At 38.1% G+C, this 21,568-nt stretch carries 17 protein-coding genes; 7 read left to right on the forward strand and 10 right to left on the reverse strand.

Annotated elements, in window-relative coordinates; all coding sequences use genetic code 11:
* Positions 1 to 47: 47 nt before the first annotated feature.
* Positions 48 to 1,694: a malonate decarboxylase subunit alpha gene (gene mdcA, locus KFO35_RS09095; RefSeq protein ID WP_002292522.1), complete on the reverse strand. Its 1,647-nt coding sequence runs from the start codon at positions 1,692 to 1,694 to the stop codon at positions 48 to 50.
* Positions 1,695 to 1,700: 6 nt separating this feature from the next.
* Positions 1,701 to 2,612, reverse strand: a complete 912-nt coding sequence (locus tag KFO35_RS09100; protein ID WP_025477368.1) for an ACP S-malonyltransferase — start codon at positions 2,610 to 2,612, stop codon at positions 1,701 to 1,703.
* A gap of 119 nt (positions 2,613 to 2,731) precedes the next feature.
* On the opposite strand from KFO35_RS09100, the gene KFO35_RS09105 reads away from it, so the two are divergent.
* The gene (locus KFO35_RS09105) at positions 2,732 to 3,589 is read left to right on the forward strand and encodes a LysR family transcriptional regulator (protein WP_025477370.1); all 858 of its coding nucleotides are present in this window, start codon (positions 2,732 to 2,734) and stop codon (positions 3,587 to 3,589) included.
* Positions 3,590 to 3,773: 184 nt separating this feature from the next.
* Here KFO35_RS09105 and KFO35_RS09110 read toward each other — a convergent pair whose 3' ends face one another.
* Positions 3,774 to 4,136, reverse strand: coding sequence for an MmcQ/YjbR family DNA-binding protein (locus tag KFO35_RS09110; RefSeq protein WP_002315996.1), 363 nt, complete (start codon positions 4,134 to 4,136; stop codon positions 3,774 to 3,776).
* A gap of 143 nt (positions 4,137 to 4,279) precedes the next feature.
* Here KFO35_RS09110 and mafR point away from each other — a divergent pair, with 143 nt between their 5' ends.
* Positions 4,280 to 5,719 carry a global transcriptional activator MafR gene (gene mafR, locus KFO35_RS09115; RefSeq protein ID WP_002315997.1) on the forward strand — a complete coding sequence of 480 codons (1,440 nt, stop codon included), beginning with the start codon at positions 4,280 to 4,282 and terminating at the stop codon, positions 5,717 to 5,719.
* Between the two features lie 6 nt (positions 5,720 to 5,725).
* Here mafR and KFO35_RS09120 read toward each other — a convergent pair whose 3' ends face one another.
* From KFO35_RS09120 to tdc, 4 genes are all read right to left on the reverse strand, one after another.
* Positions 5,726 to 8,278 carry an HAD-IC family P-type ATPase gene (locus tag KFO35_RS09120; protein WP_002315998.1) on the reverse strand — a complete coding sequence of 851 codons (2,553 nt, stop codon included), beginning with the start codon at positions 8,276 to 8,278 and terminating at the stop codon, positions 5,726 to 5,728.
* A gap of 112 nt (positions 8,279 to 8,390) precedes the next feature.
* The gene (locus KFO35_RS09125; RefSeq protein ID WP_025477371.1) at positions 8,391 to 9,722 is read right to left on the reverse strand and encodes an amino acid permease; all 1,332 of its coding nucleotides are present in this window, start codon (positions 9,720 to 9,722) and stop codon (positions 8,391 to 8,393) included.
* Positions 9,688 to 11,166, reverse strand: a complete 1,479-nt coding sequence (locus KFO35_RS09130) for an amino acid permease (RefSeq protein ID WP_025477373.1) — start codon at positions 11,164 to 11,166, stop codon at positions 9,688 to 9,690. The genes KFO35_RS09125 and KFO35_RS09130 overlap by 35 nt, the downstream gene beginning before the upstream one ends.
* 306 nt (positions 11,167 to 11,472) lie before the next feature.
* On the reverse strand, positions 11,473 to 13,308 hold the full coding sequence (gene tdc / locus KFO35_RS09135) for a tyrosine decarboxylase (protein WP_156272235.1): 1,836 nt from the start codon (positions 13,306 to 13,308) through the stop codon (positions 11,473 to 11,475).
* Between the two features lie 469 nt (positions 13,309 to 13,777).
* Here tdc and KFO35_RS09140 point away from each other — a divergent pair, with 469 nt between their 5' ends.
* Positions 13,778 to 15,205: a helix-turn-helix domain-containing protein gene (locus KFO35_RS09140; protein WP_002316002.1), complete on the forward strand. Its 1,428-nt coding sequence runs from the start codon at positions 13,778 to 13,780 to the stop codon at positions 15,203 to 15,205.
* A gap of 160 nt (positions 15,206 to 15,365) precedes the next feature.
* Here KFO35_RS09140 and KFO35_RS09145 read toward each other — a convergent pair whose 3' ends face one another.
* Entirely contained in the window at positions 15,366 to 15,731 is a 366-nt protein-coding gene (locus KFO35_RS09145; protein ID WP_002292507.1) for a DUF1622 domain-containing protein, read from the reverse strand.
* On the reverse strand, positions 15,728 to 16,093 hold the full coding sequence (locus KFO35_RS09150) for a DUF1622 domain-containing protein (protein ID WP_002316003.1): 366 nt from the start codon (positions 16,091 to 16,093) through the stop codon (positions 15,728 to 15,730). The genes KFO35_RS09145 and KFO35_RS09150 overlap by 4 nt, the downstream gene beginning before the upstream one ends.
* A 440-nt stretch (positions 16,094 to 16,533) precedes the next feature.
* Here KFO35_RS09150 and KFO35_RS09155 point away from each other — a divergent pair, with 440 nt between their 5' ends.
* On the forward strand, positions 16,534 to 16,662 hold the full coding sequence (locus KFO35_RS09155) for a hypothetical protein (protein ID WP_002287569.1): 129 nt from the start codon (positions 16,534 to 16,536) through the stop codon (positions 16,660 to 16,662).
* A gap of 56 nt (positions 16,663 to 16,718) precedes the next feature.
* Positions 16,719 to 18,413 (forward strand): oleate hydratase, encoded by a 1,695-nt coding sequence (locus tag KFO35_RS09160; protein ID WP_002292503.1) that lies wholly within the window; start codon positions 16,719 to 16,721, stop codon positions 18,411 to 18,413.
* A 403-nt stretch (positions 18,414 to 18,816) separates the two neighbouring features.
* On the opposite strand, the gene KFO35_RS09165 is transcribed toward KFO35_RS09160, so the two are convergent.
* Positions 18,817 to 19,677 carry a hypothetical protein gene (locus KFO35_RS09165; protein ID WP_025477375.1) on the reverse strand — a complete coding sequence of 287 codons (861 nt, stop codon included), beginning with the start codon at positions 19,675 to 19,677 and terminating at the stop codon, positions 18,817 to 18,819.
* Positions 19,678 to 19,967: 290 nt separating this feature from the next.
* On the opposite strand from KFO35_RS09165, the gene KFO35_RS09170 reads away from it, so the two are divergent.
* Positions 19,968 to 21,101, forward strand: coding sequence for an alcohol dehydrogenase catalytic domain-containing protein (locus KFO35_RS09170; RefSeq protein WP_025477377.1), 1,134 nt, complete (start codon positions 19,968 to 19,970; stop codon positions 21,099 to 21,101).
* 30 nt (positions 21,102 to 21,131) lie between these two features.
* Positions 21,132 to 21,446, forward strand: coding sequence for a YrhK family protein (locus KFO35_RS09175; RefSeq protein WP_002292499.1), 315 nt, complete (start codon positions 21,132 to 21,134; stop codon positions 21,444 to 21,446).
* Positions 21,447 to 21,568: the final 122 nt, after the last annotated feature.

Below are 21,568 nucleotides of genomic sequence, written 5' to 3' on the forward strand. Positions count from 1 at the left end.
CTTCTTCCATCTGGGTAAATGGCGACAAAAGGTTTTCCTCGCCAATTTTATGACCAAGTTCTGAATTTCATTGGTGGTTCATATAAGCCATCTGACCATTCGATCAAATCATCGATGGTTTGTGCAGCTAATAATGAACGTTTCGCTTCACTACGTTTGATGCCTAGATCTTCTGGTAATTTCACGATGCCGGCTGCACGCAAACGGTCTAGTGATTCTTTGGTGCTTGTCATCCCAAGAGGTGTGACACCGCCAATGGCTGCAATTGCTGCTTGTCGTTCTTCTTTTGTTTTTGCTTTGTACAAATAAGCGATTCCTTCTTCTGTCACGATATGCGTGGTATCCTCGCTATAGATCATCACTGGTGCATTGGCTAAGCCTGCCTGTTTTTGAACAGCTAATGCATCTAATTCTTCGACAAAGACTGGCTTTTTATTTGAACCATATGTTTCAACCATTTGAACAACTAATTTTTGGCCTTTCCCTAATGGATCATCATTGTCGCGAAGTGATTGCCATGCTGGTGTAGAATGACGACGACCGCCAGGATTATGTCCCATGTTAGGCGCACCGCCAAAACCAGATAAACGTCCTTTTGTTACGGTAGAAGAGTTTCCTTCGTAATCTAATTGCAAGGTTGAACCGATAAACATATCGATGGCATATTGTCCTGCAGCTTGTGATAATGTTCGGTTACTGCGCATCGTGCCGTCTTTACCGACAAAAAAGACATCGGGGCGAGCAGCAATATATTTTTCCATACCAACTTCGCCACCAAAACTATGGATGCTTTCAACCCAACCTGATTCGATGGCTGGAATCATAGTTGGATGTGGGTTCAATACCCAGTTCTTCGCGATTTTCCCTTTCAACCCTAGTGATTCGCCATAAGTTGGCAGTAACAATTCGATAGCTGCTGTATTGAATCCAATACCGTGATTCAAAGATTGTACGCCGTGTTCTGCGTAGATTCCTTTGATTGCCATCATTGCCATTAGGATTTGCAATTCTGTGATGTTTTGAGGATCTCGTGTGAATAAAGCTTCTAATTGATAAGGTTGATCTGCTTTCACGACAACATCTACCCAGTCACCAGGGATATCTACACGTGGTAAAGAATCGACAACTTCGTTGACTTGAACGATCACGATACCATCTTTGAAAGCTGCAGCTTCGATGATTGTTGGTGTTTCTTCCGTATTGAAACCTGTGTACAAGTTGCCGTCTTTATCTGCTTTATCTGCAGCTACTAAAACAACATTTGGAATCAAATCGATGAATAAGCGTCCATAAAGTTCCAAATAAGTATGGATATCACCTAATTTCATTGTGCCGTCTTCAATCATTTGGGCGACACGCAAGCTTTGTGCACCAGCATAAGAAAAATCGATCTTACTTGCGATTCCTTTTTCAAAAATATTCAAATGTTCTGGTCGTGAGATACTAGACATAATCAAATGCAGATCATTCACTTTTTCTGCATCTACTTTTTCAAGACTTTCTGAAAGAAAACTTGCTTGTTTTTGATTGTCGCCTTCTAATACAACTTTATCGCCGGGAGCAATCAGTTTTTCCATTACTTCTACGATTTTTTCAGTTTCTACATACTTGCCATTGAGCAAGTTGCTGATTTTTTCCAATCGCTGCGCTTTTTTTTCGCGTTTAGAAGCCCAGTTGCGGTTTGGTTTTTCCATAATTAGTCATCTCCATTTTTGATATAGAAACGTGGCGTCATCAATACCATGTTGGTCTAGATTGATCGTACGGATCCCTTTATCTACACCAAATTTTGTATGAATCAGCTTTGTCAAAGTATTGCCGGGGGGAAATTCAATCGTCAGATCCATTCCTAATTCTTTTGCCAAGTCCATCATTTGGTTCCATTGCACAGGGAAAGCTAGGTTTTCCAACAAATCTTTACGAATCTCTTCTGCGTCCTGAGTGGCTCTTCCATCCGTATTTTTTATATACAAACATCTAGCATCAGATAGATGGACAGACTGCATATACGGCTTGAATTTCTTGACTGTATCATTCATCAAGAGACAATGAGATGGCACAGGAACTTTCAGCAGCTTCGCTGTTTGCGCTTGGCGGCGTTTGGCTTCTGCCAACGTAACGGATAAACCTTCGATACTCCCAGATAGCGTATGTTGCATCGGACAATTTTCATTTGACAGATAGACTGGGTGGTCAGGATCAAACGTTTTTGCTACAATTTTCTCTGCTTCGCTTCTCGTCACACCTACTACTACGCCCATTGCATAACCGCTTGGATAAGCTTCTTTCATTAAGACTGCGCGGTGATAGACTAGTTCCGCTGCATTCTCAAATGTCAAAGATCGACAAGCAACAGCTGCACAAAAAGCACCGATCGAATGTCCTGCTGCAATATCAGGCTGAATACCGTTTTTTTCCATTTCATCTAAATAAAATACTGCTTTTGTCAGTAATGATAGCTGGATAAAAACCGTATCTTGATAGTTTTCTTCTTTATCAACTAACCGATACCCCGTCACATTTTCTAAACGTTCCATGTACATTTCAGGGATATCCGCTAACATCCCTAACTTCTGACTGCCTTGCCCAGGAAATAAGAAACCTGTACTCATGAGCCTCGCCTCCTTAGCACTTACTTTTTCCACTGCTATCTTAGTCAATTTCTGCTATAATAAAAAATGCCAAAAAAAGAAAAAACCATAACAAAAAGGTATGGATGGGATGGATAATTATGAAATTGCTTCATCTACAGTATTTTAAAAAAGTGTTCGAAACAAAAAATGTCACCCAAGCAGCCAAAGAATTATTTATTTCTCAACCTGCCTTGAGCCGTGCGATCAAACATTTGGAAAACGAATTAGGAGTCCCTTTGTTTTACCATAGCGGCAGAAATATTGAGACAACTGTTTATGCAGAAGAATTCTATCCATATGCAGTCAAGACATTAGACACATTAGAAGAAGGAATCAAATTATTGTCTTCGGTCAATGAGAAGATCGTTACTTCCGTCATTTTGTATTTAGAGGTAGCCTCTGTTTCTATTCCGAACTTGGTCCGAATTTTTATGGAAAAGCATCCTGATATCCAATTAACGATCATGCAACATCATTTACCAGATGATATTACCGACCCTGTACTGTACATCACTTCGGAGATGAAGCCTGGCATGACCAATATTCCTATCATGAAAGAACCTGTTTATGTAGCCATTCCTAAGAAACATCCTCTTGCGAAAAAAGAACATCTGCAATTAGAAGATATCCAATGCACCCCCATCTTGATGCTGTCAAAGAGCAATGCCTTCCGTCATACACTGGATGCAGCACTTGAAGCGAAAAGTATCGAATTGACGATCAGTTCGACGACAGATGATCCTGCGACATTACGTTCTATTGTCAAGCAAGGCTTAGCCGTTAGCTTTTTCCCAAAAGTTTCTTGGTCTTACGATAAAAATGATCCTTTCGTCTTGCGGGAAATCAAAGATTTGCCCTTGACACGAACAATTTATTTATCTTCTAGCTTCACAGAAGATCATCCTTTGATCAAAATGATTGCAAAAACGATGCGGGAATTTTATTTAGGAAAATAAAAAAAAGAGCTGGGACAAAATTCTTGTCGCAGCTCTTTTTTTGAACAAACGGTGTTCCAGAAGTAACTTCTTCAGAAATAAGCCCAAATTCCCCAAAAATTTGAGAAGCAATTTTCGTAAATTCCTTCTTATTTCTTGAAGCTAAACACTTCTGTCACAACCTCTTCTCTATTTTTCCTAGAATTCATTGCGTTGATTTGAAACTTCCATCAATCAAACTTGCTAGTTCATCTAGTTTTTCTATTTTACGTAGATCAACAGAGATCCAATGTTCTTTATTCATGTGATAGGCTGGAAAATACCCCTCTTTTCCTCGCAAAATTCCGCCAAGTTCAGGATCGACCTTCAAATCAAGGATGTCGATGATCCTATGGTCACTTGCATCATCATAGATTTTTTCTTCTGGAACAGACATCAGGACCCCAAACCATTTTTTGCTTTTTTGATGTCTGAATACGCAATAATCAGGAAATTTTTTAAAAATATATTCTGGAGACAAATTGTATGTTTCATCGATGTGATCGATTAGTTCTTTTTTCGTTAGCATCTGCTTCCATCTCTTTCTTATTGATTCACTTTATTCAAAGATACCACGTAAGAATAGAAAAATGAATACTGGTTGAAAGATCAGTTGAAACTTGACCACCGTTTATTTTCTCCGTATTCTTAGAATAGAAGGGAGTCTGATTTATGTATTCACTAATGAAAAAAATCATTACCGAAAAAGATATTCGACGTCATGTTTCTTTAGTCGAACAATTGCTGAATCATACAAAGATAACGGTAAATGAATTAGCTGAAATCATAGGGACAACCGAACGAACGATTTTTTCTGACCTTCAATCTATTCGCTCTCAGCTGCCCGAAGGCTGGGACATCCTCAGCGATCAAGCAGGAATAAGTTTGCAAAACCATCAAAATTTATTAACAAATGACCTTTGGGAGATTTTTTTCAAACAATCAGTCAGTGTTGAGCTGCTGAAAAATCTGCTTTTTACAAAAAAAGTTGCTGTCCCTGATTTTCTAGCGGATCACGGGCTTTCTTATGGGACATTAAAAAGACATGTGACTAAAATCAATCAGCGTTTAGCAAGTTACGACTTGCAGATCGATTTGACGAAATATACAGCTTGTATTCTTGGAAAAGAGCGTGCGATTCGTACTTTCTATCATCGATTGCTGATTCCTTTCACTCATAACAACTATTTTTTCGAGGATTATTCGATCCATGAATCCCATTATTTTCAATTTTTAAGAAACCTCAGTCAAACTGAACTAGCTGTTGAAACAGAAGAGATTTTCGGAACATGTTGGTTCTTTATCAATACGATCCGTATAAAAGCGAATTGCCGATTAGATTCTTCTATCCATATCAACAGCACACTCTCCTCCCTGTATGACTCTGCATTGAAAAAATTGTATTTAACGGAAGGTATTTATCTTAAAGACACTGAGCTTTCTTTTGCTTCTTTCTGCTTTCTGGAAAGTTGGAATTACAACAATAACTATGGACAAGAAATCGCTCGCTGCCTGCATCATTCTCCATTTTTAGAGGTCCTCGAAACGTTTGTAGAGGAACTAGCTTCAGAGCTGTCTCTTGATCAACTAAAAAAAACATCTCTGACTGATAACTTGGCTCTCCTCGTATTAAAATATCATGAATCGCCGATACTGATTGAACCTTTGGAACGCCAATACCATCGTTTTTTAGAGACGTATGATCAGCAATATGCACACTTGTATCAGCAGAAAGAGAATTTACTGAACGATCTAAAAAAAGAAATGGAAATCAATGAACCAAATTACTTTCTTCAACTCTTGTCTTTACTGATCCAACAAACGATTTTTTCTATCAAACCGAATTTGTTCAATGTCTATTTTATTTTCCAAGGAGAACCTTCATGGAAGGCGTTCTTGCAGCAGGAATTAAAAGATTACTTGGGAAAACGTGTCTGCTTCTTACCTATCGAACTAACCGATCTTTCCACTATTTCTTTTGAAAAAACAGATATCTTGATTTCCAATTTCCCTCTGGATTCTCTAGATATCCCTATTGTATACATTTCTTCTATTCCAACGAAAAATGAGCTCAATCGTTTGACTGAACTCACTTTCAAAACTTTTTTATAGTAACGGCTAGCGACTGAATTCTCTAGCTGTTTTTTCTTTTTTGCGAAACAGTTTATTCATGATCCCTTTTTCTATTTCTACAACTAAGAATAGAAGAATCACATTTGCCCCAATCAATAACTGTTGTGTCATCGTTAAACTTACTGTACCGATCAGCTGCTGGCCGCTTGGCAGAAAAATAACCATCCCCTGCAATAAAGCAAGGATACCCAATGAAAGAAAAAGCGATTTGTTTTGCAAAAGACCTTGGTTCAACGACGGCTTGGACAACTCTCTGCAATTGATCATGTAAACAGCTTGAGCTAAGACGATATTTTGCAGAAGAATGGTTTGCTGTAAGCTTTGCCCTTCAAATTGCATAGCCAATAAATAGGCAGGAACCATGATCAGTAGTGCGACATAGATGATCCGAAACAAGTGATAACCTGATAGGATTCCTTGCTTTGGATCTCTTGGTGGACGCTTCATGATTTCTGGATCTGGCGACTCGAACCCTAATGCATAAGATAAAGTGATTGTCGTTACCATATTGACCCATAAAATCTGTACTGGGGACAAAGGTAGCGGCCGATTCAGTATCAGCGCCCAAATCAAGATCAATCCTTGAGCTAACGCAGTTGGTAAGAAGAAATTGATGGTCTTTTGCAAGTTATCCAAAATGCGCCGACCTTCTTTTACGGCTTTTGCGATCGTATGGAAATTATCATCTCCTAAAACCATATCAGCTGCCTGTTTGCTTACTTCACTACCTTTGATTCCCATAGCGATTCCTATATCGGCTCTTTTCAAAGCAGGTGCATCATTTACGCCGTCTCCGGTCATTCCGACGATTTCTCCATTTTTCTGCAAAGCTTTCACGATTCGCAGTTTGTGTTCTGGTGTCGTTCGAGCAAAGACATCGACTTTTGGTACTTGTCGAATCAACTCTTCTTCAGACATAAGATCCAAATCGATCCCTTCTAAAACTTTAGCAGTATGTTTTAAGCCAATTTGTTCCGCAATCGCTTTTGCTGTGTCTTTATGATCCCCCGTAATCATTTTCACTGAGATCCCTGCTTGTTGGCATTCCTTTACAGCCTTGACTGCACTTTCTTTTGGCGGATCGATCAACCCGGCAATCCCTGCAAAAGTTAATTGGGTTAAAGTCTCATGCGTGAGTTCCTGTTTCGAATCTACTTTTTTGTAAGCAAATCCTAAAACACGCTGACCTTTTTTCGCAAACGCTGTGGCTGTTTGACCCCATGCTTCTTGTTCTGAAGAAGAAAGAGTTGATTTAGCCAATAATACTTCTGGCGCACCTTTGACGTAAATCACCGCTCCTTTTCCCTCCGTATGCATCGTTGCCATATATTTGTATTCAGAGCTGAACGGAATCTTTGCTTCTATTTTTTTCAAAGGCAGATTGGCTGTTTCAGTGTGTCGAATCAGTGCAAGTTCTGTCGGATTGCCACTTAAATTTTCTGTTTTCTGTTCTTCTTTCGTCTTTAACTCCTGACAATTTTTCATATTAGACAGTACGCGAGTTTCTTCCTTTGCTGCTACATCCACAACTGTCATTTCATTTTTTGTCAATGTCCCTGTCTTATCTGAACAGATCACTGTCATAGAACCTAATGTTTCTACAGAAGGCAGTCCTTTGATGATTGCCTTTTCTTTTGCCATTTCATTTACTCCGACAGATAGGATCATGGTCAAAACAGCTGGCAATCCTTCGGGTACCATTGACACCACCAAAGCGATCATAGCTGAAAGAAGGATAGGCCAATCCATGCCATAGCTGAATGTTGTAAAAACAACTAAGAACAAGATCAAACAAAGAATGCCTTGAAAAATTTGTTTGTTCAATCGGTTGATCTTCTTGATCAGAGGCGTCGTTTGTTGTTCGACCGATTGCAGTGCTTGATTGATTTTACCGATTTCTGTCGTGTTTCCTGTTTCTACAACGACACCGACTGCAGAACCAGATTGTACAAGTGTTCCTGAAAAAGCCATATTTTTCTGGTCACCGATTGATTCTTCTGCTGCCAAAACAGTATGATTTTTCTCAGATGCTTCTGATTCTCCCGTCAAAATCGATTCTTCCACTAGTAGATCATGTACTTCGATCAACCGAACATCTGCTGGAACAACGTCTCCAGCACGTAAGACAATGACATCTCCTTTTACTAGTTCTTTCGCAGGAATTTTTTCTTGCATCCCGTTCGATAGTACTATCGCTTCTTGTCCCATCAGCTGCTTCAAACCATTCAACGATTCTTCTGCTTTTCTTTCTTGCCAATAACTAACGAGTCCGTTGACGATCACTACGAATAAAATAATACTTCCTTCGATGTATTCGCTCGAAGCAAATTTCAAAAAAGAGGCAATGATCAACACGATCATCAGCAGATCAGTAAAGTGCTTTACTATTTTTTTCCATCGTTTTGTCTGCTGTCTTGCTTCTATCTCATTATATCCTTGATCAGTCAGGCGTTTCTGCCGTTCTTCTTGCGACAAGCCTTCTGTTGATGTTTGATAGTTTTTCAATGTATCTTCTACCGTCAATTTATACCAGTTCATCCTATCCCCTCCTACTTAATTGATACTTTTATTATACGTAGGGAGATCTTTCAGGCGTATCGATTATTTCAGAGAAGTCTGAAATAATTCGTTTTGCCGGATATATTTAGTCTTAATTGATATTTCTATCGCTTATTCTTTTATATACAAAACTTAAGAGAACAAACCAGATAACTAATAAAAAAGGAATAAAACGTGTCATTCTTTCGAATAACAAGCTGAAAGCAATGGCCGCAAAAAATACCAACAAAGCAAGGTCTTTATATCTTGGTATAGTGTTCCGTTTCTTTTCTTTAACAAATTGAATATGTGCACATAAGATCGAAGACCACACAAATAGAAAACAACTCGTTGTCATACCTGCCAAAAGCTGAAAAAACAATCGACTATCAGCGACAAAAAAATGTAGACAAAGACCTGCAAGAAATAACGTTCCTGTAATCAAAATACCGTGTAAAGGTACGCCTTTCTTAGAAAGCGCACAAAACCAAGGGGGCAGACTTTTTTCTTTTGCTGTTTGATATAAGATCCTGCTAGTACTGTAAACCGCACTATTTGCCGAAGACAAAGAAGCAACCAGAATCATCAGATTGACGATTGCTGCCCCGCTTTGGCAATGGATCATTTGCAACATAGTGACTAAAGGACTTTCTTTTAAATCTAAACAATGCCATGGAACAACGAATAAAATCGACAGAATCGTTCCTACATAGAAAAAGAGGATACGCCAAGGCAGACAGTTGATTGCATTTTTCAAATTCTTTTGTGGGTCACTCGTCTCACCAACTGTTAATCCGATCATTTCAATTCCAGCAAAACTGAATAAAACCATAGGAAATGAAGCAATCATTCCAGCAAAGCCAAACGGGAGTAATTCATTGAGCTGTCCAAAATTTGCTTTGATTCCGATAGACTGGGTATGAAAATATGAGACGCTCAAACCTATACCCAATAAAATAAAAAAAACAATCCCCAAAATCTTGATGATTGAGAAAAAAGATTCCAATTCGCCAAACCATTTGACGGCAACAAGATTGACTGCCATTAAGATCATTAATGCACTACCTCCGCTTATCAAAGCTGGTACATGTACAAACCAGAAATGGATATACAATCCTATTGCTGTCAATTCCGCAAGTCCAGCTCCAAGCCAGCAAAGCCAATAAGTCCAATTGACAAAAAAGGCCCACTTTTCACCCAAATAGTAGTCAATGAAATCACTGATAGAGTTAAATTTACTATTTGCTAAAAACAAATCACCCATAGCCCGCATCAAGCCATAAATAGCCACACCGCATATCAAATAGACGAGAATAACAACTGGTCCTGCCAGTGCAATTGCCTTTGCTGAACCTAAGAATAATCCTGTTCCAATTGCGCCACCTAGTGCGATTAACTGGATATTTCGATTAGTTAGAGTCCGTTTCATTGCCGGTTTTTCCATCAAGTTCACCTTTTTCTTTTTCAAGCAGCATGGCGACTTCCTGTTCCCAAGAAGGTTTCTTTATTTTTTCAATACATAGTGGTACTACAAACAAAATGACACTGATGGCTGTGACTGCAATTAGATTGATCCATGTTCCAGCTTTCATCGTCAGTCCGACAGAAAAGCCGATTGCCGCAAATAAAACAATAACGATCGCCCAGACGCCAAGATTGCTTTTGTTCTCTTTTTTTCCAATTCTGAATGGACGGTTCAACTTTGCATGTGTATAACGTAATCTCAAAACCGAGATCCCCATAATGACATAGACGATACAATAGATTACAGTAGTTGAATTAACTAGCATCAAAAATGCTTGATTGACGCCAGGAATCAGCAAATAAAAAAGTGCAAAGATTGAGATAATGACAGATTGAGTCAAAATAACGGATTTGGATACGTCAAATTGATTTGTCTTCCAAAAATTGAATTTTGGTGGATACGCACCTTTTCTAGCACTTTCTGTCACTGTCTTTGCAGGTCCTGATGCCCAAGCAGATAATTGGACGGCCACACCGATGAAGACAAGCAAACTAAACAGATTCACAATAAGATGCGGCAAACCGAGAATTTGGCAATAAATCGAAATAGATTGTGCGATATTATTCAATTCCATTTGACCTTTTGGTACGACATTTGCTACAACTAAAGCATTCAAAATATTGACGAAAAATATAAAAATCAGAGCAGCAAATACTCCGCGAATATACGTTTTCACTGGGTTCTTCAATCGAGTGATATACACGGAGGACATTTCGATGCCAGTAAAAATAAACATGATCGGCGCAAAATAAACAAATGAGGATGCAGTCGTACTATCTGGTATTACTTTGTCCCATGAAAAATTGCCTAATGTTCCGGTTGGTACGATTCCAACTTTGATCCACGCAGCAAGCCCTAATAAGAGCATCATCGTCAAAGGCACATATAGACCTAACCAAACACCGATTTTTCCTCCGATTTTTGCCATGTCGAATGTTAAATTCAAAAAAGTGATGATCCAATAAACAACTAAAATAACAACTAATGTAAATTTGCTGTTCAGCCCAAGCGGCACATTATCGATAATATTACCAAACAACGGAGCGAGTGCTGAAGCAACCATCACCATCCCTGGAAACATTTGGACCCATAACAGCCAGGAGACAATGAATCCCCATTTTTTTCCTAGATCATTCGATACCCAAAGTTCTGGACCACCTTTTTGAGGAAACATTCCGGCAAATTCACCAGAGATCAATGAGATCGGAAAGGCATATAACAATACGGCAACCAGCATGTAAAAAATCATCGTCCAGCTCGTTGCTGCCACATCTGGAATATTTCGTACACTTGCTACAAGGGCACAGGTCATCCCGATAAAGGTCATGGTCGTGATTTGTTTTGATGAACCAGCATCTTTCATCTTTATTCCTTCTTTCTTTCAATAGCGACATGTTTTTCGTTTTCTTTTATTTTTGTTCAATAACAAAAGTGACAAGGCTTCATCGATTCAGTACAAAACCCAGTATCACCGAAACATCCATTGAACGAACTTAGTGAACTGGGTTTGATACGTGAAACGAACGAACCAACTATAGAAAGATTTATAAAAAAGAATGTCTTGCTGAGGAATATATGAAAAACAGGGGGAAATACAACTGTTTTGATGAGGCAAATAATTGTCTGTTCTCCATATGTCTCTTGCTATTCTTTCACACAAAAATCAGTTCTATTTGATGATTTCGTTTAGTTTCTTTTCCATTGCTTTGGCGATTTCTTTTGTATAAAAATTGAAAATTCGATCATCATTCAAATAAGGAGTCATGATAGCCGCACGTAGCAGAGTGATTTGCTGTTCTTTTTGCCATTCTTCTTTCGATAGACCCATTCTTTCAATAAAACGGATCGGAGAATCACCGTAATCTTCTTGTGTAAATGTCGTATGAGAAGTAATAAACCGTTCACCATAAACATCGCCATCCATATAAGAAGACCGATCGAACATTTTTTCATTTAATTCATTGATAGCGTTCAAATCTGTACAATCTTGTACTTTAAATACCCAATTGACCATATTAAAATCAGGATGATTCAGTGGATAGACTTCGATCGTTTTTCCTTTTACAGTAAAGTGTAATTGTTCTAAAAATTCTCTGAATCTTTGAGCTGCTTCGATTGATGCACCAATCAATTGACCATATCCGGTCACATTCAATGGCAATACACGATGAGCTGTCCAGACTGCAGCAGCCGTCGCTCCTGCTTTTGAGCCTTCTAAAATATAAGCACCTAGCATATCTGGTGCTTCGACTGATTTTTCAAACACATATGGTGCAAAATAAGAAATGATATTTCTCATATTTTTATGTTTGATTACGATTCCTCCAGCAGCATAAGGGACATAGCCCATCTTATGCGGATCAATCGTGATAGAATCCGCTTCTGAAATAGCTCTGAATCCTTCATACACCTCTTTGTCGATCGTTACGTAATGGTGGAATACATGATGCTCTTCAAAGAATTCAGCTAAGGAAGCATATGGCACAAATTCTCCTGCTTCGTTTAAAAACAGTGAACGCGCGTACCCGCCATATGCAGCGTCAACATGTAAATAGAAATAGATACCTTCATCTTTTAACTTTTCTCTTAACTGGATGATTTTATCTACACTGTCTACTTGTCCTTCTTCTGTTGTTCCTACGACAGCAACCACACCTAGAATCGGGATTTTTTGATCAGCTAATTCACGAATTGTTTTTTCCAAAGCGTTGATATCCATTCGATAATCCTCTTGAACTGGGATAGCAACCATCTGATCTAAGCCGACTCCGCAAATATCTAACGCCTTCATCCAAGAATAGTGTTTTGTTTGAGGAACCAGCCATTTCCCTAATTTTTGGATATTCTTTCCGCTACGAGAAGAAGCGGCTTTGACCTTATCCATCTCTTCATCCGTAAAGCTTTCGGTCATTTCCAAAATTTCTTCAACAGACAGATTCAAAAGAGCCCACTCAGACATGTTTTTCACTTTTTCAGGCAGAATTTCTTTGACAGCTAAAGGAATCGATTTGATGCAACGGGCGTACCATAATCCTTCAAGGTTAGCAATAGAACCATCTGCTGTAATATGTCCCCATCCGTCTGCCAGGTTGAATAGTGAGGCAAAATCCTGTCCTACTTCTGCTTCCATCTGCGAAGTTGCCATAGAAGATTCTAGTGCAACGTTATTGGGATTCCATAGCATCGCATAATTGTAAGCTAATAAAGCAGGCATCAGTGTTTCAGCGTTCATTTGTCCCCAGTAACGGCCTGCTGAATGCCAGGGGATCGATCCTGCGCGTAATCGCTGACTGACTTCATCCAAGACTTCTATCATATGGTCGCGGGTGGCTAGATAATCTGGAGTTAGCTTATCTCCTTCGCTAATTGCAGGCATATCTGAAGGAATATAATTTTCTCTCCAGCCAAGATGTTCATCTACCATCTTGTTCAACAACATTTTGTAAACTGGTCCATTTTCAGCTTTGTCGCCTATAAAGACTGCCTTGATATCCATATCTTTCATGTTTCTTCCCTCCATATTTCGTTGGTCAATGTCTCGCAGATACATGTGCTTATCTGTAACACCTCTTCACTATAGCGCCAAAAATGAGAAAATTTTTTTTATAACATCAGATTCACGTAGAATATTTCAAACAAAAATAAATAAAGTCGGATTTTTCTGATAATTGAACGTGGAAAAACGAACAATTTTTTAATAAATCAGACTTCTAAAATGGATAGTCTAAAAAAAACGAACAAATAACTTAAATGACCATCATTCATTCATCAACTGTATTTGCATTCCTTTTGCTTGTTAGAAATTCACAATCTATTTTCTAATGAAAATATTTATTTTTCAATTTTTATAACATAAAAATCTTTCATTAACGGAATTTACAGGCTTTTTCAGAAATTAATTGATGATTTCCAAAAGAAAACATGTCATAATATTTTCCATATTGTGCAAAAAAATACAAGATGGAGGCTTTACTATGATTGAAGAATATATTGAGAAGAATATTTTGAGACAGCTGTTTTTATGTGGACAATTCTATGTAAATAAAGAAGTCAATCTAGAAAAGCTCTCCAATCTTCTACATGTTTGCAAAACCACTTTACTCAATGATATCAATAACATAAAAAAAGAATTTGAAGAACAAATTGTTTATACACATCGGGAAAAGGATTGTTACACTTTATATTTTTCAGAACATATACCTCGATGTAAGATCATGCAGCAATTAACCCAAAATTCGTTGTTTTTAAAAACTTGCCTGCTTTATTTGGAAGAAGATGAACCTGATTATCTCCAATTAACTGAGTGTGAATTCATCTCTGTCAGCAAAGCTTACTCCTTAAAAAAACAAGTATTGGCTTATTTTCATGATTGTGGGATCGAAATCGACCGCTACTCCCCTCGATTCACTGAAATGGAAAGACGTCTGTTGCTTCTTAATGTGGCTTATCGTTTAGGCAGCTTTAAGTCCTGGGAGCTACCTGAATCGTTTTTTGAACGTGCGGATCGTTTCATTGAATCTGTAACGGAGAATAGCGGTAGATTTTATGATAAAGAAAATAAAGAAATCTTATCGATTGGTTTTGCTATTAGTTTCTTGCGCCAACAGTTGGGTACTGTGACAATAGATCCAACATTTATCGAAGAAATCAAAAAACGTCCTATTTACAATTATGTCGAGTCAGCATGGGAAACCACTGATTTCCAAACCTATTATAAAAAAGAAGAATTTGTCTTTATTTTGACACTGTTCAATCTTTGTAATTATGGTTTCCATTCTTATCAGTTGATTGCGGAAGATTTTCAACAGCTACACCAAGTGTTTATTGATAATACTCCCGAAATAAAAGAACTAGTTGCTACCTTTGAAACTCATTTCCGTCAAGAATTATTCGGGAATCAGCCATTTGAACGTGCACTGATTCATCTGATGCGTTCGGCTTGGGATAACTATCAATTATTCATGCCGGAAAAATTTTATCTTCTAAATGAGGAACAGGCAAATTTATACAAAGACGTCCAAACACTTTTTTCCAGTTGGGCCAAACGGCTACCTTATGATCTACGGTTTAATCCTAATTGCATGCGAGCTTTTGTCATCGAATTGAGCGGAATTCTCCGTCTGACAAAAGAACGTCTGACTATCTATATCGTCACAAATTCGGATGTTCATTATCTGATTTATCGGGAAGCCTTGGAAGCTGTAACTACTTTCGATTTTCAAGTTGCACCAACAATCTATGCAAGTATATCTGATATAAAGAAGTATGCACAGCAACCCTCGAACCGAGTGTTATGTGAACGTACATTATATACACCGGATGCAGTCCAATATGAGAATATTATTCCTATTTCAATCAATACGATCGAACGAGCAATCATTTCAGCTGTGCAAAATAAATAAGAGGCTGTGATAAACATCATGTCACAGCCTCTTATTCTGAATAAACAATATTCCAAAAGTAACTTCTTCGGAAATAAGCCGAAATTTTCATAAATTTCTTCTTATTCCTTGAATCTGCCCACTTCTTAACAACCTCTCGATAAACGGCGGGCTCATAACCTCACTTATTTGGGACGTCTACTGGCCCGATTTCTTTATTTAAAAAATAAGAAATGATCGTTCGGATAACTACCAATGCAGCTAGCTGGAAAATATCCTGCAAAGTAGGTTTGATAATCGATTCGATGATCCCAGCCGAAACAAGAATTTCTAAACTTAGGAGTATATAACCTCCTAACATCTTTTTAATAGCATTGTTCTCGCTGACTCGGTCGTTTTTCGCTTCTGTATGGACAAATAAGTATTTCAAGAAATCCTTAATCGACAGACAAACGCCCCAAATCAATAAACAGATAGCAAAAATATCAAGTCCCAGTACAAGTTTTTCAAAATATGGAAGAAGAAACTGCATCAACTCTGTCGTCATCCTATCTCTCCTCTTCTTTGTTTCTCTTTGTCTTCTATTTCCTGATTCAAGAAATAAGAAATGACTGTTCGAATGATAATAATAAGTGCAAGCTTCAAAATATCTGTCCAAGTCGGCTTGATAACTGACTCGATGATATCAGCAACGACTAGCACTTCCAAGCTTAACAAAATATAACTTGCTAACAGTTTTCTTGTATCTGCATTACGAGTATTACGTTCTGCATAGTTTTTCTTGACATGAGACCAATCAAAAAGTTTGAATAGAACAAGAACGATCCCAGCAACTAATATACCGATAGAACAAATATTTAAAATAGCAATGATCCATTCTAGAAATTCAATCAAATTTGAGTGAAACATATAAGCTACCTACTTTCTTTTGATTTGTTCCTATTCTTTTATTGTAAAAGAAAGAGACCTTGTTCGTCTATTTAAAAGTTGTTTTATTGATCACACCTTGCCTAAAATCCTCCTCTTCCCTTTCTCATTCTTCACCCTCCATACCATCCATACATCATGGAAGTATCCAAAACAACATAGCAAGTTAAAATAAGGCTTAGTCCGTCATCAGCTTTTCAAAGTGGCACTGTCTCGCGCTTTTTTTACCCAAATTTCTAAAAATAGAACCATACATCTCCTCAAAACTTTTCTTCTTTCCTACCCTATTACTAATTACAGGAAAATCAGACACTTCTTCTTTTTTGTCAAAAATTCCTTTTTCTTCTCACCCTATCATTTGGCATTCTCATAAAAACGAACTATCCTTGGATATAGAAAGAGAAAACAAGGAGGCGTTTTTCATGAGTAAAAAATTAATCAAAGTCGGCATCGGTTTAGGTTTGCTTGCCCTTGGCGCTGCATATCTAGGAAAAAAAACAGGGCTATTCGAAGATGACAGTCATTTATATGATGAATTTGAATCCATCTAGCATCTTATTTCGTTGAATCACTACGGACATACTTGGAAGACATTGGAGGAATCACAATGAGAAAAAGTAAAGCAATAATGATTGGTGCCGGTATTGCCAATATGGCAGCGGCTGTTTATTTGATTCAAGAAGGCAAATGGAAAGGGGATCAGATCACCTTTTATTCATTGGATGATCACGGTTCAAATGATGGTGCACCGACCGACACTGTAGTGGATGAATATTGGAATAAAAATCATCCATTAGAAAACCAAAAAGGCTATATTGCTCGAGGCGGTCGCATGCTTAATTACCGTACCTATGTAGATTTGATGGATCTATTAAGTCGAATACCTTCTGTTACTGAGCCAGGAATGACTGCTGAAGAAGATACGAGAGATTTTGATGCAAAACACCGTACCTTTGACAAAGCACGTTTGATGGAAGGTGGTAAAGGGATCATTGACGGCGGAAAACTGGGCTTCAACAACAAGGACCGTATTCTTCTGACTAAACTGATTGCCATGCCTGATTCAGAAGAAGAAAAACTAGACAATATCACTATCGAAGAATATTTCAAAGATGATCCACACTTTTTTGAAACAAACTTCTGGTTTATGTGGGAAACAACATTTGCTTTCAGAACACGTAGTTCTGCTCAAGAATTGCGTCGCTATATGCATCAAATGATTTATGAATTCACTCAAATCGAACATTTAGTGGGCGTCAATCGAACACGTTACAATCAGTACGAAAGTATCATGCTTCCTTTGATCGAGTACTTGAAAGAACAAGGATGCAAAATCATTTTGAACCGCCGTGTCACTGACTGGGAATTCAAAGATACACCGATGCAAGATGAAATCACTGTCACTGGTTTGAAAATGACTAATACATTGACTCAGGAAGAGGAACATGTCACGGTAGATGAAGATACAGCGGTCATTTTCACGAATGGTTCCATTACAGATTCAGCTACTTTGGGAGATTACGAAACACCAGCTGTAGAAAATATGGATTATGGTGCAGCTTCTAGTCTCTGGAAAAAAGCCAGCGAACGTTTCTATAACTTAGGAAATCCCGACAAATTTTTCGCGGATCGAGATGCGAGCGAATGGGTCAGCTTTACACTGACGACGAAAAACCACCTGTTATTGAATGAAATCACCCGTATCACGACTCAAGAACCAGGAAATGCCTTGAATTCATTTATTTCAACTACACCGATCACGCCATTAGGCCAAAAAGATGTCAATATGTCTATCGTCGTGCATCATCAACCGCATTTTACGTCTCAAAAACCAAATGAAACAGTTATTTGGGGTTATTTCCTTTATCCAAGACGACGTGGCGAATTTGTGGATAAACAGTATATTAAGATGAACGGAAAAGAAATGTTGGAAGAACTGATCGGACAACTTTCAAAAGTAGATCCTGGTCCAGTGAATATTCGGGAAAAAGAAACAGAGATTTTCGACAGCGTAATAAATAATATCCCTGTCTATATGCCTTATGCTTCCGCATTATTTAATAACCGTGCAAAAAGTGATCGACCAAAAGTCATTCCTAAGCATTCAACCAATCTGGCCTTTACAGGAGAATTTGTTGAGCAGCCTTATCAGATGATCTTTACTGAACAAAGTGCTGTACGTTCTGGAGAAATCGCTGCTTTCCATTTTGCGGGCATCCCTATGTCCCGTCTTGTCAAAACACCGCGTTACGACAAAGACATCCCTACTCTAGCTCGTGCCGCAAAAAAAATGTTTGAATAATCAAGAGGTTGTGAAAAAGCTGCCTTGCATCAAGTAATAAGAACAGCCAAGCAAAAACAGCTACTTATGTTTTTGACTTGGTTGGACTTATTATCGCAGATGCAAGCTTTTGAACACCGTTTATCAAGAGGTTGTGAAAAAGACGTTTAATTTCGAGTATTAAGAAAAATTTTGTGAAAATGGTTCCTCACATTTTTGCATAATTTGGCTTAATACCGAGAAACTGGCTTTTGAACACCGTTTACCAAGAGGTTGTGAACCTACCGTTTAGCTCTGAGTCACAAGAAGCAATTTCAAAAAATAGCTTCCTATGTTTTATGAATATTGTGACCGAGGAGTTGGTAGGGGAACCCCATTTATTCATAACAAGAGGTTGTGACAGATTTCATGTCACAACCTCTTATTATTTATATCCGTTTCTTTTTGAAAAAACCTTTTTTTCAGTATTCACTCTCTTGCCAATCCACCATAATCCAGCTGCTATCACTACTTCAACGATTGCTACTACACTAAAAAATTGGATGAATGACAAAATATATGTGTCTAACAAATGTTCGAGTGCTTGGGTTCGAATATCTAACTGACTGGCCATATCGTACAAATAGAGACTGACTGACAGACTTAATAATTGGAAGCCCGCACCTCCTATCACCACTGCAAATGACCAAAGAACTTTTTTCCAAGACATTCTGTATAAATAAAACACTCCGCTCAGCAATACAAGCAAGATACTACTGATCATTGGAAGAAAAGAAACCATTCGCTCTCGTATCGTCAATATCTGATCGATGAACGACATCAAATAGATTGATTGTATTCCTCGTCGAAAAATCCCAGAAGTCATATAGATGAGTAAATTGTTTTCTTCACTAGCAAATGGATCATCCTCTGCTTCTTCTTGTTTGTATGTATTGATTATCTCTTGGAGCTTTTCTTCTACTTCCTTTTCTCCAATCAGTTCTACTGGTTCTTTTTCATATCTGTTGCGGATGAAAAGCTCGATATTTTTTTGTACTAGTTCTTCAGAAACAATCTTTTCCAATGCTTCAGCCGGAGCTCCGATCTCATAATGATAGCTTTGGATCTCTCGATTGATCTCAGCAGCTACTTTTTTCGCATAGTCCGATTGCATGTTTTGCTCTAACATAAAATGTTGATTTGCCAAGGTGCTTATTAAACAAAGCATAACAGTCAGGCAAAACAGGCAGACAGAACTAATCATAACAATGATCCGTTTATTCCATTTATTTTGAATTTGTTTCATTACGCCTCCTCGTATTTGTTTTTTCACTGAAACGAATGATGGTTGGTTATTGTTTAAATAGTTAAAATGATTCAATAGTTCAACTATACTTTACTGTACGTAAGGATACAATGAAGGCACACTCCTTCTTTTTCTAATAAAAAAAAATTTTGGAACTCTTGCTTTTTTGAGGATTTTTATTTTGAGAAAAAAGCGTTTCATTATCAAAAAGATAAGAACTCCTTTAGAATGAAACTATCTGTAGTACCAATAATGCAGACAATTTTGTGAATCTGAAAGGAGCATCTCCAATGAAAGCAGTCACTTGGCAAGGAAAACAAAAAATGGAAATCAGAAACGTAGATGATCCAAGAATATTAGAACCAACAGACGCAATCATCCGTATCACAGCAACCGCCATTTGCGGCTCCGATCTGCATCTTTACCATCATGGTGAAGCAGTTTTGGAAAAAGGGTATGTTGTAGGTCACGAACCTATGGGAATCGTTGAAGAAGTAGGATCACAAGTTCAAACATTGAAAAAAGGGCAACGAGTGGTTATCCCTTTTAATATCAGTTGTGGTCATTGTCATTTCTGCCTGAATCACATGGAAAGCCAATGTGATGAAACAAATCCAGATCAGTTATATGGCGGGCTTTTCGGTTTTGGCAAGTTGAATGGCAATCATTGGGGTGGGCAAGCAGAATACCTAAGAGTACCTTATGCAGACTCTACGTCGTTTGTCGTTCCAGATAATAATCTTCCTGATGAAAAAGTTTTGTTTTTATCAGATATTTTGCCTACAGCTTATTGGAGCGTTGAAAATGCAGGCGTAAAAAAAGGCGATACAGTTGTGATTCTAGGATCTGGTCCAGTCGGTCTATTTGCTCAAAAATTCGCTGTAATGGCTGGAGCAGAGCGCGTGATTGCAGTGGATCCAGTACAACATCGTTTAGATAAAGCGGCTAATTACAACGGCGTGGAAACTTATTTCTTAGAAGACACAGCACAAGCTGGAACGGAATTGTATGAGTTGGCTAAAGGTGGTGCCGATGTCATCATCGATTGTGTAGGAATGGATGGGTTAGAACCTGTAAAAGAAAAAGCAAAAAATTTGGTGAGCCTACAAAGCGGCACGATTTCTCCATTACAGATGGCTTCGCAAGCTGTCAAAAAATTCGGAACCGTCCAAGTAACTGGTGTGTATATGACGCCAGCTTCTTCTTACCCGCTTCAAGAGTTTTTCATGCGAGATATTGCGGTCAAGCATGGACAGGCACCAATTATCCATCTGATGCCGAAAATCTACGAAATGATTGCAGAAGGACTATTTGATCCTACACAGATCATTACTCATTCGCTGCCACTAGAAGAAGCAGCACAAGCATATGAGATCTTTGACAAAAAAGAAGATAAAAATATAAAAGTTGTTTTGAAACCTTGAAATCAGTAAAAAATACAGGTGATTTTCTTTATGCCCAAAATCAAACGAAATACCCATGAGATCGAAATAGGAAAAGAAGAAGATATCGAAATACGAGGACGTCGCTTCCGCTTCTATTTCCAAAACCGTTACACATTGATCTCACTAGCTGTCGACTTATTAACCGGGATTTTCTATATTTTTGGAAGCCTTGCTTCCTTAACTAAAATCCCCGATCGATATGGCACCTATTTTTATTTGGCTGGTGCTGTTTTCTTGACGATTCGTCCTATTCTCAGAATCGTTAGGAACATTTTCATTTACGACGAGAAAAGAACAAGGAAAAAGCATGGGAAGGCAGTTTAGCCTTCTCCATGCTTTTTTGTTATTCTTGTGTTGTGCATATTTCGCATACTGCGATTCGAAAAATTTCTAAGTATAGAACAATTTTTCGGTTTCCTTCTCTATATACTCACGTCTATGCTGTT

Source organism: Enterococcus lactis (assembly GCF_015751045.1).
In the GTDB taxonomy this organism is placed as follows: Bacteria; Bacillota; Bacilli; order Lactobacillales; family Enterococcaceae; genus Enterococcus_B; species Enterococcus_B lactis.